General features: G+C 68.2%; 9 protein-coding genes. 7 read left to right on the top strand and 2 right to left on the bottom strand.

Annotated features, from left to right (window positions below):
• The first annotated feature begins 100 nt into the window (after window positions 1–100).
• The 7 genes from pgaA (at window position 101) to GJG85_RS17205 (ending at window position 10,795) form a co-directional block, all read left to right on the top strand.
• Window positions 101–2,629, top strand: a complete 2,529-nt coding sequence (pgaA, locus tag GJG85_RS17235; RefSeq protein ID WP_050018023.1) for a poly-beta-1,6 N-acetyl-D-glucosamine export porin PgaA — start codon at window positions 101–103, stop codon at window positions 2,627–2,629.
• A gap of 18 nt (window positions 2,630–2,647) precedes the next feature.
• A complete protein-coding gene (gene pgaB, locus GJG85_RS17230) occupies window positions 2,648–4,741 on the top strand; it encodes a poly-beta-1,6-N-acetyl-D-glucosamine N-deacetylase PgaB (RefSeq protein ID WP_050018033.1) in 2,094 nt (697 codons plus the stop codon).
• Window positions 4,738–6,009, top strand: a complete 1,272-nt coding sequence (pgaC, locus tag GJG85_RS17225) for a poly-beta-1,6-N-acetyl-D-glucosamine synthase (protein WP_050018022.1) — start codon at window positions 4,738–4,740, stop codon at window positions 6,007–6,009. The genes pgaB and pgaC overlap by 4 nt, the downstream gene beginning before the upstream one ends.
• Window positions 5,987–6,475, top strand: a complete 489-nt coding sequence (locus GJG85_RS17220) for a hypothetical protein (RefSeq protein WP_050018021.1) — start codon at window positions 5,987–5,989, stop codon at window positions 6,473–6,475. The genes pgaC and GJG85_RS17220 overlap by 23 nt, the downstream gene beginning before the upstream one ends.
• 119 nt (window positions 6,476–6,594) lie before the next feature.
• Window positions 6,595–8,418, top strand: a complete 1,824-nt coding sequence (gene glmS / locus GJG85_RS17215) for a glutamine--fructose-6-phosphate transaminase (isomerizing) (RefSeq protein WP_050018020.1) — start codon at window positions 6,595–6,597, stop codon at window positions 8,416–8,418.
• Window positions 8,415–9,680: a hypothetical protein gene (locus tag GJG85_RS17210; RefSeq protein WP_089489263.1), complete on the top strand. Its 1,266-nt coding sequence runs from the start codon at window positions 8,415–8,417 to the stop codon at window positions 9,678–9,680. The genes glmS and GJG85_RS17210 overlap by 4 nt, the downstream gene beginning before the upstream one ends.
• 278 nt (window positions 9,681–9,958) lie before the next feature.
• A complete protein-coding gene (locus GJG85_RS17205; RefSeq protein ID WP_050018018.1) occupies window positions 9,959–10,795 on the top strand; it encodes a cytochrome c in 837 nt (278 codons plus the stop codon).
• A 16-nt stretch (window positions 10,796–10,811) separates the two neighbouring features.
• On the opposite strand, the gene GJG85_RS17200 is transcribed toward GJG85_RS17205, so the two are convergent.
• The gene (locus tag GJG85_RS17200) at window positions 10,812–12,068 is read right to left on the bottom strand and encodes a Zn-dependent hydrolase (protein ID WP_204384224.1); all 1,257 of its coding nucleotides are present in this window, start codon (window positions 12,066–12,068) and stop codon (window positions 10,812–10,814) included.
• Entirely contained in the window at window positions 12,061–12,585 is a 525-nt protein-coding gene (locus GJG85_RS17195) for an L-2-amino-thiazoline-4-carboxylic acid hydrolase (RefSeq protein WP_089489262.1), read from the bottom strand. The genes GJG85_RS17200 and GJG85_RS17195 overlap by 8 nt, the downstream gene beginning before the upstream one ends.
• Window positions 12,586–12,598 lie beyond the last annotated feature (13 nt).

Genomic DNA, 12,598 nt, shown 5'->3' with positions numbered 1-12,598 from the left:
GCCGGATGTCGCCGGGCCTTGCCGCCCGGCGGCATGACGGCCGGCGACGCGCGCCGTCGGGCGTGCAACCGATGTGATCGTTTCAAAGTGAGGAGACACCGTGGCTAACAATCGTCAACAACAATGCACCACCGTCGTTCCGCCGACCCGGCGGATCCTCCTGCATGCGCCGCTGCTGTGCCTGCTCGTCGCGTCCGGCCCGTGCCTTGCCGGCGAAGGCGACGCGCAGCCGCAGGTCGCCCAGGGTTCCGGTACACAGCCCCCTCAAGCGCCGACGCCGATCGCGCAGGCGTCGGATACGTCGATGCAGATCGCGCAGGGATCGAACCCGGCGATGCCGACCACGGTCGTGGTGGACCCCGACGCGCCGCAGCCGAGCGGGCCATCGTCGAATGCGCCGATGCTGCTTGCGCAGGCATTCGTCGACACCGCGCCGCCGGATACGTCGGCGCCACGCGCGCAGACGTCGGATGCACCGCAGCCGCCCGCCCAAACCGCGACCGCCGCACCGCCCACACCGCCCACGCCACCGACTACGCCGACGCTCACCGCGCAGGCGTCCGGCACGCCGATGCCGAATTCGCCCACGCCCATGACCCAGCCATCCGGCGCCGAGCCGCCGTCGTCCCCGCAACCGAATTCACAGTCACCCGGCGCGCAACTTCCCGGCGAGCCAATCCAGCGATCGCAAGGGCCCGACGTCCAGGCGCCGAATGCGCAGGCGCCGAATCTGCGCACCGCCGACGTCGCGACGGTCCGCAACGACGTGTTCGGCCTCGCGGCGAGCGGCGGCGCGGTCAAGGCGCTCGACGAAGCGAAGGCCCGCCCCGATGCGTTCTCCGCCGTCGACATCGCGCAACTCGAAGAACTGTCGATTCGCCAGCAGGTGCGCGGCGGACGCGACAAGTCACGTTCGATGACGAGTTCGGACCGCTTCGACGGGCTCGACAACGCGCTGCGCGCGGCCGACGACCTCGACAAGCGGATGCCGGCCACACCCGAGTACACGCCGGTCCGCACGGCGCTCGCGGGCGATCGGGTCGTCGCCCTTGCGGCACGCGGCGACATGAAGCCGGCCGTCGCGACGTTCGAGACGATTCCGTCGAATGCGGAGATCTCTATCGACGCGCTGGCGGCCGTCGGCGACGCCTACCTGTACCTGAGCGAGCCGGCCAAGGCGAACGCCGTCTACGCGCGTGCGCTGCAGCAGGCGACCGCGTCGCCGACGGATCGCGCGACCCGCGGCTTCCAGTACGGCGCACGCACGCAGCCGATCGAGCTGCGCGAAGGGCTGTTCTGGTCGTACGTCGACCAGGCGCGTGCGCCCGAAGCGAAGCAGGTGCTCGACGACATGGAGAAGTCGCTGCCGCCGGTCAAGCAGGTGACCAACGTCGGTCCCGGAGAAAGCGACTATCTGCGCTACTACCGGCTGCGCGCGCAGTACCTGATCTTCACCGGACACGTCGACCAGGGGATCGCCGCGCTCGAAGAACTCGAGAAGCAGGTGCCGTTCAACGCGGAGATCCGCGCCGCGCACGCCGACGCCGTATCGGGCCAGTCGCATCCGCGCCAGGCGATCTCGATGTATCGCGCGTCGCTGACCGATCACCCGGACAGCGTCGAGATGCTCGCGGGCCTCGGCCGCGCGTCGCTCGTGGCGGACGACTACGCGACCGCGAAGACCGTCGACCAGACGCTCGGCAACACGTTCCCGGACAGCGGCGCCGTGCGCGGCTTCAAGCGCGACTACAAAGCGTACCGCAGCCCGGTGTTCACGACCGACCTGAGCTTCGAGCACGGCAACAGCGCACTGGCCAACAACAGCTTCACGTCGGACAGCTATGTGTATTCGCAACCGTTCGGCGACAACTGGCGCGTGTTTTCGCACACGTTCTACGGTTTCGCGCAGACCGACGACGGCAACCTCAGCCGCACGCGCACGGGCATCGGCGGCGACTACCGGCATGGGCCGCTCACGGTGCTGGGCGAAGTCACGCGCTCGATGGGCGGGGACGGTCGAACCGGCGGCCGCGGGACGATCGCGTACGCGCTGAACGACTACTGGACGGTCAGCGCCGGGCTCGACACCAACGACAACTCGCTGCCGTGGAAGGCGTATGCCGCGCACATCTGGGGCCGCTCCGCGAACGTCGAGGTCGTGTATCGCCAGAACGACCGACGCCAGGTCAGGCTGAGCTACGGCGTGAGCCGCTACAGCGATTCGAACTTCCACCAGGAGATCGCGGCGACCGCCACGCAGCGCGTGTACACGGCTGCGAACCAGCTCGTCAACGTCTCGCTGAACCTCGGTACCGACAGCAACACGCGCCGGGACGCGCCCTACTTCAGCCCCGGTCGCGACTACGCGGCCGCCGCGACCGTGATGCATCAGCTGACGCTGTTCAAGAAGGGGGACGTGGGGCTGCAACAGCGCGTGTCGGTGTCGGGCGGCGTGTACAACGAGCGCGGCTTCGGCACCAGCCCGCTGTGGAGCGCGCGCCTCGAGCACGCGTGGACGTTCAAGCACGACATCACGCTGAGCTACGGCGTCGAGGTCAGCAGTCACGCATACGACGGCCAGCGCGAGCGCTCCGAAACCGGCTTCCTGTCGCTCAACCTGCCGTTCTAGCAAGGAGATCGGGCAATGCTGCAATCCAGACGGACCTTCATGTGCGGATGCCTCGGCACGTTTGCCGCCTGTTCGCTGTTTCCGGGCGTGACCGGCGCCAAGATGATCGACCTGCTGCCGCCGTCCGATCCGGCCGACGGCAAGACGTTCCGCGTGATCTGCATGCACGACGTGCGCGACAACCTGATGGCGTCGTTTTCGTCGCCGACGGCCATCATCGATCCGTTCGCGGTCGACACCGGCACGCTGACCGCGATCTTCTCGTGGCTGCAGACCAACAACTACCACACGATCACGGTCAAGCAGATCGAGGCGTCGCGGCACGGCGGCAAGCCGCTGCCGCCGCGCTCGGTGCTGCTCACGTTCGACGACGGCTTCCGCAGCCACTATACGAAAGTGCTGCCGCTGCTCGAGCGCTTCAAGTATCCGGCCGTGATGGGCCTCGTCACCGCATGGATCGACACGCCGCCGGATACGCCGATCCGCATCAGCGACAAGGTTCAGGTGCCGCGCGACTACTTCCTGTCGTGGGACGAGGTGAAGAAGCTCGGGCAGTCGGAATTCGTCGAGCTCGGCTGCCACACGCACAATCTCCATCACGGCGCGATCGCCAATCCGCAAGGCAACGAGTTGCCGGCGACCACGTCGCACCTCTATCTGCAAGACCAGAAGCGCTATGAGACCGACGCCGAGTTCCACGCGCGCGTGCACGACGACCTGCAGACGTGCGTGCGGCAGATCCGCGAACGCACCGGCATCGTCGCACGCTCGATGGTGTGGCCGTACGGCGCGGAAAACCAGCCCGTGCGCCAGATCTCGACGTCGCTCGGCATGGACATCCAGTTCAGCCTCGACGCCGGCCCGAATACGCCGGACGTGCCGCTCGACCGGCTGAGACGGATCCTGATGATGTACGACGTCGACATCGGCGGGTTCGAGCGCTCGATGCGCGAACCGGCGTCGAACCGCGGCGACGTCGACGTGCCCGAGCGCACCGTGCAGGTCGACCTCGACCAGGTCTACGATCCCGATCCAGCGCGACAGGAAGCGAATCTCGGCAAGCTGATCGAGCGCATCTACCGGATGCAGCCGAAATCGGTGTACCTGCAGGCGTACGCGGACCCGAAGGGCACCGGCGTGGCCGAAGCGGTGTATTTCCCGAACCGGCACCTGCCGATGCGTTCCGACCTGTTCTCGCGTGCCGCGTGGCAACTCAATACGCGCGCCAACGTGCAGGTGTATGCATGGATGCCGGTGCTCGCGTTCCGGCCGCCTGCCGACAAGCAGCGCAGCCTCGAGGCCGTCACGGCATTCGGCGGCGCGCCGGCCCGCGAGAACGGCACGCGCGTGTTCCGGCTGAGCCCGTTCGATCCCGATGCGCGACTGATGATCCAGCAGATCTACGAGGATCTCAGCAAGCATGCGTCGTTCAGCGGCATCCTGTTCGGCGACGACGCGGCGCTCGACGATTACGAGGACGCGGGCCGGCATGCGCTGCGCACCTATTCCCAATGGGGGCTGCCGGCCGACGTCGGCAAGATTCGCGAGAACCCCGACCTGATGAAGCGCTGGACGCGCCAGAAGACGCGCCACCTGATCGACATGACCCGGCAGCTCGAGCAGATCGTGCTGGCTCACCAGAACGTCGGCGACGTGCTGACCGCGCGCAACATCTTCGCGATGCCGGTGCTCAAGCCCGAATCGGAAGCATGGTATGCGCAGAACTACGACGATTTCCTCGCCGCCTACGACTACGTCGCGCTGATGGCGATGCCGTACATGGAGCAGGCGAAGGACCCGGAAGGCTGGCTGGACGAACTCGTGAAGGCGGTGCGCACGAAGCAGCGCGGGCTGCAGCGCACCGTGTTCGAACTGCAGTCGTACGACTGGCACGCGCAGAAGGCCGTGCCCGCCAGCACGCTGCTTGCTCAGATGCGGCGGCTGCGCAGCGAGGGCGCCGTGAATTTCGGCTACTACCCCGACAACTTCCTGAACGGCCAGCCGGAGCTCGACGCGATGCGCGACGTGATGTCGCTGAAGTCGCGCCTCGACCCGACCTCGATCAACGCGCTGATGCAGATGCAGCACGCGCAGGGAACCAAGACGCCATGACCTCCCATAGCCTCATCCAGCGCCTGCAGGATTTCGTCTTCTACTATCCGTTCTTCATGTCGTATCTGTGGATGATCGGCGGCGTCGTGCACTACTTCCTGCTCGAGGAGGGCCGCGAGCTGTCGACGCGCACGATCGCGTCGAGCGGCATCCCGAAGGTCTCGATCGTCGTGCCCTGCTTCAACGAAGCCGCGAACGCGCGCAGCGTGATCGCGCATCTGAACGGGATGCAGTATCCGAACTACGACATCATCGCGGTCAACGACGGCAGCAAGGATCGCACCGGCGAGATCCTCAACGAGCTGGCCGTCGAGATTCCGCGGCTGCTCGTGATCCATCACGCGCGCAACGAAGGCAAGGCGGTCGGGCTCACGACCGCGGCGGCCGTGTCGAACGCGGAGTACCTGCTGTGCATCGACGGCGACGCGCTGCTCGCGCACGACGCGATCGGCTGGATGCTCGAGCACTTCCTGACCGACCCGGGCGTCGGCGCGGTGACCGGCAACCCGCGCATCCGCACGCGCACGTCGCTGCTCGGCCGCATGCAGGTCGGCGAGTTCTCGTCGATCGTCGGGCTGATCAAGCGCACGCAGCAGGTGTACGGCCGCATCTTCACGGTGTCGGGCGTGATCACGATGTTCCGCAAGACCGCGCTCGCCGACGTCGGCTACTGGAGCTCGGACATGCTGACCGAGGACATCGACATCAGCTGGAAGCTGCAGTGCCGCGACTGGCGCGTCGTGTACGAGCCGCACGCGCTCAGCTGGATCCTGATGCCCGAGACGATCAAGGGGCTCTACCGGCAGCGGCTGCGCTGGTCGAAGGGCGGCATCCAGGTGCTGCTCAAGTACGCGGGCACGCTGATGCGGCCGACGCAAATGATGATGTGGCCGCTGTTCGTCGAGTACCTGATCGGCATCGCATGGGCGTACTCGATGTCGTTCATCCTGCTGCTCGCGCTGATCGACGTCGTCTACCCGCTTCCGCCGAACTGGCATGTGTCCGTGGTGCCGCACTGGCACGGGATGCTGCTGGTCGCGACCTGCATCCTGCAGCTGATCATCGGCAGCATGATCGATCGTCGTTACGACGAAAAACTCCTGATGTACTTCCTTGACACCATCTGGTACCCCGTCGCGTTCTGGCTGATCAGCATGATCACCACTGTCGTCGCCCTGCCCGCCGTCGTACTGCGGGGCCGCGGCAAGCGCGCCGTTTGGGTCAGTCCCGACCGAGGCATTCAACATGAAGAACGCGCCGATTATTGACCTTTCCCTGCGCGCACCGCGCGACATGATCGCCGAACGCGGCAGCATCGTCGGGCCCGTGCTCGTCGCGTGGTTCCGCCTCGTGCGGCCCGCGCTGGTCGGGGGCGTATGGGCATCGATCTGCATCTACACGTATCGCTACCTGTTGCCGTTCAACGAGGCCGAGATGCCGATCGAACAGATCGTGTTCTACGTGACGAGCATCGCGCTGATCGCCGGCACGATCGTCATGTGGCTGATCGCGGGACGCGTCGTGCATCCATTCGCCTATCGGTTACGCGTATCGAAGATGATGCGGCGCTCGGCCAGCGTGAAGGTGCGCTCCGTGCCGCCGACCGCGTTCGCGAGCGAGCGCCGGCGCGGCGCGCGGCGCACGACGCGCATTCTCGTCGCGTCGCACGATGCGAACGGGTCGATTTCGGGCATCGAATGGGTCGCCCATGCCGGGCCGCAGCCCCGCGAATAGCCCGCCGGAGACGTGCCGCGCCGGGCGCGACGCCTGCCGCGCGACGCGGCGCCGCTTCTGACATCGCGCCGGCGCGCGTCGCGCGCCAGCCGTAAAACTTCATGGAGACGAGGTGAATCATGTGCGGAATCGTCGGAGCAAGCGGCCTGAACAATCAGGTGCCGCAACTGGTCAATGCGCTGAGCCGGCTCGAATATCGCGGCTACGATTCGTGCGGCATCGCCGTGCAGGGCGACGGCCGCCTGCGCAGCGAACGCACGCTGCGACGCGTGACGGATCTGCAGGATCGCGTGCTGACGCTCGGTCTCGAAGCACAGACCTGCATCGCGCATACGCGCTGGGCGACGCACGGCGCGCCGTCTGAAATGAACGCACACCCGATCATGTCGGGCGACACGATCGCCGTCGTGCACAACGGAATCATCGAGAACCACGACACGCTACGCGCCGAACTGAAGCAACGCGGCTACACGTTTCGCGGACAGACCGACACCGAGGTCATCGCGCACCTGATCCACAGTTTCTATCGCGACGACCTGTTCGACGCGGTGGTGCGCGCCGTCAAACGGCTGCACGGCGCGTACGCGATCGCAGTGCTCGGCGCGCGCGAGCCGCAGCGCCTCGTCGCCGCGCGCGCCGGCTCGCCGCTCGTGATCGGCATCGGCGCCGAGCAGAACTACCTCGCGTCCGACTGCGCGGCGCTCGGCGACCTGACCGACCGCTTCGTGTACCTGGAGGACGGCGACGTCGCGCTGATCACGCCGGAGCGCATCGCCGTGGTCGACGCGGGCGGGCAGGACGCGCGGCGCCCGCTGTGCGAAGTGAAGGCGCGCGCGGACGACGCCGCGCTCGGCCCGTACCAGCATTTCATGCAGAAGGAAATCTTCGAGCAGCCGAAGGCGATCGACAGCACGCTCGACGGCATCGACACGATCTCGCCGGCGCTGTTCGACGCGACGGAAGGCACGCGCGCGCTGCTGTCGCGGGTCAGAAGCGTGCTGCTGCTCGGCTGCGGCACCAGCTACTACGCGGGCCTGACCGCGAAATACTGGCTCGAAAGCATCGCGGGCGTGCCCGCCCAGGTCGAGATCGCCAGCGAATTCCGCTACCGCGATACGGTGGCCGATCCGCGCACGCTCGTCGTCGGCATCTCGCAGTCGGGCGAAACGGCCGACACCATCGGCGCGATCGAGCAGGCGCGCGCGATGGGCCAGGCACTGTCGTTGGCGATCTGCAACGTCGCGACCAGCACGATCGCGCGCAACGCGCCGCTGCGGTTCCTGACGCGGGCCGGCATCGAACTCGGCGTCGCGTCGACCAAGGCGTTCACCACGCAACTCGTCGCGCTGTTCGTGCTGACGCTGACGCTCGCGCAACTGCGCGGCCGGCTCGATGCCGCGCAAGTCGCGGCGCATCTGAAGCAGTTGCGCGCGCTACCGGACCGCATCGGCCACGCGCTCGCGCTGGAAACGCAGATCATGGGCTGGGCCGCGAAATTCGCGCGCACCGAGAATGCGCTGTTCCTCGGCCGCGGCATCCATTTCCCGATCGCGCTGGAAGGCGCGCTGAAGCTCAAGGAAGTGTCGTACATCCACGCGGAAGGCTATGCGGCCGGCGAGCTGAAGCACGGGCCGCTCGCGCTCGTCACGAGCGCGATGCCGGTCGTCACGATCGCGCCGGACGACCGCCTGTTCCAGAAGCTGAAGTCCAACATGGCCGAGGTGCGCGCGCGCGGCGGCCGGCTCTACGTGCTGGCCGGCAATCAGCTCGAGATCGACGCCGACCGCGACACGCACCTGATCCGCGTGCGCGAATCGGGCGACCTGCTGTCGCCGATCGTCAACGTGATCCCGCTGCAACTGCTCGCGTATCACGTCGGCTGCGCGCGCGGCGCCGACGTCGACAAGCCGCGCAACCTCGCGAAATCGGTGACCGTCGAATGACGCGGCGAACGCGCGCGGGACAGGCGGTCATGCGGCTGGCCGCGACCGTGCTCTGCGGCGCGGGCGGCGTCGGCGCAGGCTCGCCGGCCCTCGCCGGCGCGCCGGCCGTGCATACGGTCACCGTGTCGAGCGCCCCGTCGCCGCAGGACACCGGCGACCCGCGGCGCTTCATGCACGGCATCGGCGTGGCGGATGCGGGCGACGGCAAACGCTGGGTATTCTTCAGCAGCTCGGGCATCGTGCCGCGCGGTGCGCTGCGCAGCGGCAACTGGCCGCATGACGTGTACGTCGGCGAATGGCTGCCCGACAAGCGGCGCGCGCTGCGCGTCCGCACGTTCATCAGCCGCCCCGAGGCGCAGGAACCCGTGTCGATCGCGCAGAACGCGCGCGGCGACATCTTCGTCACGTTCGAGGACGGCTGGAACACGTCGCAGGAAGTCAGCCAGCGCTACGGCGTCTACCGCCGCGACCTGAAGCCGATCAAGCCCTATCCGAACGACGTCGAATCGGGCGGCCATTCGGGGCACGTCGCGACGGTCGGCGACCGCTTCGTCGTGTTCTATTCGGCCGACTGGGTCAACGGCGGCGGGGTCGACAACCTCGGCAGCGGCAACGGCGTCTACCTGAAAACCTACGACGCGGCCGGGCGCGTGCTGAACCATGTCGCGGTCGCGCCGCACCGCCGCGAGTGGTGGCCCGTGATCGCGGGCTCGCCGCGCAACGCGCTGCTGGTGTGGCAGAAGTTCATCGAAGGCAGCACGGACGCGACGCTCGAATACGCGATGTTCGACCCGGTCGCCGCGAAGCTGGAAAAACTCGGCTCGCTGAACGGCGCGATCCAGTACTACGTGTATTCGGCCGCCTATGTGCCGGACATCGACCGTTTCATCGTCGTCACGACGACGGCGGACGATCGCGGCGTCGCGATGCTGATCGCCCCGGACGGCCGCCGCACGGCGACGCTCGACTGCCTGCCCGCGTCGGTGCGCGAATCGGACATCGGCGTTTCCGGCACGCACGCGTACGTGCCGACCCGCGACGGCCGGCTGCTGACGCTCGCGCTCGCGCCGGCGGACATCGCGATGAGCGGCGTGCAGCGCTCACCGATTCCGTGGGGCTCGACCGGCGTCGCCGGCTTCCCGGCGCGCGGCACGGCGATGCATTTCGTGTCGCTGACGCCGTCGGGAATGCGCGAAGCCGATTTCGAACCGAAGCAAGACACGCCGATGCCGAAAAACGAAGCGACGTGTTCGAATCATTGATGGCGGCCCGGTAACGCAATGTCGTCGTGAACGCGGGCAGGCCGCGTGTCGCCAGCGAGCCCTTCGTCTTCCCTCCGTCCGGACCGCGCTATGACACCACCCCGCCAACCCGGTAGTCGGGCGCGCTGTCGCGGGCCTGTCCGACCGCGACCGCCGCGCCTTTCCTCTGCCGAATTCGCCAGCGCCGCGCGTACCGGATAGACTGTCGCCCGATTCCTTCCATCGGCCGCGGCGCCCCGCCTCCTGCCGCCGCCGGAACGCCCCTTCCCGGAGAACGAATGCTGAAGCGCCAGTGGTTCTCGCTTGTGCTGCTGACGGTTTGCCTGCTCGGGCAACATGCGTCGGCCCAGTCCACGCTCGAACTCGACACCGACGGCACGGCCCGCGCCGTCTCCCGCCAGACGCTGCTCGCACGCGCCGACGCGGCCGACATCCACGTGCCGCGCGACATCGCATACGGCCGCCCGATGACGTTCCGCGCGGTGCCGTTCGCCGCGCTGCTCGGCGACACGCCGCTGCCGGACGACGGTGTGCTCGAAACGCGCGCGGCCGACGGCTTCGCCGCGCAACTGCCGCTCGATCTCGTGCGCCGCCGCGCGCCGGCCGGCGCGACCCCGTGGCTCGCGATCGAGGATCCGGCCCGTCCGTGGCCGAAACTACCCGGCAAGCAGGTCAGCGCGGGGCCGTTCTATCTCGTCTGGCTCGGCCCGGACGCGTCGTCGGTGCGCGGCGAGCAGTGGCCGTACCAGATCGTGCGCATCACGATCGAATCGTCGCCGCTCGCGCGCTGGCCGTCGCTCGCGGTCGACACCGCATTGCCCGCGAACGATCCGGCCCGTGCGGGCCAGCGTCTGTTCGTCACGCAATGTCTCGCGTGCCACCGCATCGACGGCGCGGGCAGCAGCCACGCCGGCCCCGATCTGAACACGCCGATGAACCCGGTCGACTACTTTCAGCCCGCCGCGCTGCGCCGCTACATCCGCAATCCGGCGTCGGTGCGCGACTGGCCGGGCCGCAGCATGCCGGCGTTTCCGCCCGATCAGTTGAGCGACCGCGAACTCGACCAGATCGTCGCGTATCTCGCGTATAGGGCGCGGCGCAAGGCAGCGAAGTAACGCGGGCGCGCCGCGCTTATGCTTCCTGCGCGCTCTGCAACACCGCGCGCAACAGCACGTCGGCGCCGGCCGTCGCCCATTCCGGCGTAATCGCTTCGGCCTCGTTGTGGCTCAGCCCGTCGACGCACGGCACGAAGATCATCCCGGTCGGCGCGACACGCGCGACATAGCATGCGTCATGGCCGGCACCGGACACGATGTCCATGTGCGACAGCCCGAGCGAGCGCGCCGCGTCACGCACCGCATCGATGCAGCGCAGCGCGAACGGCACCGGCGCATACGTGAAGATCTGCTCGACCTGCGCGCCGAGACCGGTTTCGTCGGCCACGCGCGCGAGTTCCGCGCGCAGCGCCGCGTCCAGTTCGTCGAGTACCGCATCGTCGGGGTGACGGAATTCCACCGTGAAGAAGCAGCCGCCCGGCACCGTGTTGCGCGAATTCGGCCGGGCCTCGATCATCCCGACCGTTGCGCGCGCATCCGGTGCGTAACGGCGGCCGAGCACGTCGACGAACGAGATCATCCGCGCCGCGCCGACCAGCGCGTCGCGACGGAACGCCATCGGCGTCGTACCGGCGTGCGCGTCGACCCCGGTGAGCGTCACCTCGTACCAGCGCTGTCCCTGCCCGGCCGTCACGACGCCGATCGTCTTGCCGGCCCGCTCGAGAATCGCGCCCTGCTCGATGTGCAGTTCGTACGCCGCGTGCACCGGATAGCCGCCGACCGGCTCCGCGCCCGCGTAGCCGATCCGTTCGAGCTCCTCGCCGATCGTCCGGCCCGCGCCGTCGGTGCGCGACAGCCCGTAGTCGAGCGTATAGACGCCCGAGAACACGCCGGCCGACACCATCGCCGGCGCGAAGCGCGAGCCTTCCTCGTTGGTCCAGATCACGACGTCGATCGGGCGTTCGGTCTCGATGCCCGCGTCGTTCAGCGCGCGCACGACTTCGAGCCCGCCGAGCACGCCGTAGATGCCGTCGTAGCGGCCGCCGGTCGGCTGCGAATCGGCGTGCGAACCCGTCATCACCGGTGCGGCGTCCGTATTGCGGCCCGCACGGCGCGCGAACACGTTGCCCATCCGATCGACGCGCACCGCGCAACCGGCATCGCGCGCCCACTGCACGAACAGGTCGCGCGACTCGCGGTCGAGATCGGTCAGCGCGAGACGGCACACGCCGCCCTTCGGCGTCGCGCCGATCTGCGCCATCCGTTCGAGCGACGCCCACAGGCGTTCGCCGTCGACGCGCGGCATGCTCGCGGTATCGGTAGCGTCACGCATCGCCGCTCTCCGGCGCGCTGTGCAGCGCATAACGGAAATCGCAGCGCTTGCCGCCCTGCATGATCGTGCTCGTGCGCGTGAGCGCGATGTCCGGCGCATAGCCCTGGATGAAATAGCTGTCGCGCGCGCAGCTCAGCAGGTGCCCGATCTCGCCGAGCCCCATCGCGTGATACATCTGAGCGTAGCTGCAGCGATGCACGTCGTAGTCGTAGTGCGCGTCGTCCGCGCGCCGCACCTCGACGTCGAGCGCATCGTCCTTCTCCCACAGCACCTGCAGCGCGATGAACGACTTCACGCTCGTGCCGTCCGGCTCCTGCGCGGCGAACGTACGGCCCGCGTCGATGGCCGCGCCGCGCACGGCTTCCGCGATTACGGCCTGCGCGCGCTCGGCGCCGAATTCGCGCTTCATGATCTCGTAGATCGGCTTGATGATTTCCGCTTCGATGCGGCGCCGCGCGAGGATCCCGAGGCGCGTGTCCTCGGGAGCGGCGGCGGATGTCGGGTTCGCTTCTGTCATGGGAATCGTCCTG

Origin of the sequence: Burkholderia sp. MS389 (genome assembly GCF_016899425.1) — a bacterium.
Classification (GTDB): Bacteria; Pseudomonadota; Gammaproteobacteria; order Burkholderiales; family Burkholderiaceae; genus Burkholderia; species Burkholderia sola.
This window is presented reverse-complemented; position numbering and strand designations above follow the sequence as displayed.

Coding starts and splice junctions, on each gene's coding strand:
- pgaC (WP_050018022.1), top strand. CDS start 4,738: ATGACCTCCCATAGCCTCATCCAGCGCCTGCAGGATTTCGTCTTCTAC.
- GJG85_RS17220 (WP_050018021.1), top strand. CDS start 5,987: ATGAAGAACGCGCCGATTATTGACCTTTCCCTGCGCGCACCGCGCGAC.
- glmS (WP_050018020.1), top strand. CDS start 6,595: ATGTGCGGAATCGTCGGAGCAAGCGGCCTGAACAATCAGGTGCCGCAA.
- GJG85_RS17210 (WP_089489263.1), top strand. CDS start 8,415: ATGACGCGGCGAACGCGCGCGGGACAGGCGGTCATGCGGCTGGCCGCG.
- GJG85_RS17205 (WP_050018018.1), top strand. CDS start 9,959: ATGCTGAAGCGCCAGTGGTTCTCGCTTGTGCTGCTGACGGTTTGCCTG.
- GJG85_RS17200 (WP_204384224.1), bottom strand. CDS start 12,068: ATGCGTGACGCTACCGATACCGCGAGCATGCCGCGCGTCGACGGCGAA.
- GJG85_RS17195 (WP_089489262.1), bottom strand. CDS start 12,585: ATGACAGAAGCGAACCCGACATCCGCCGCCGCTCCCGAGGACACGCGC.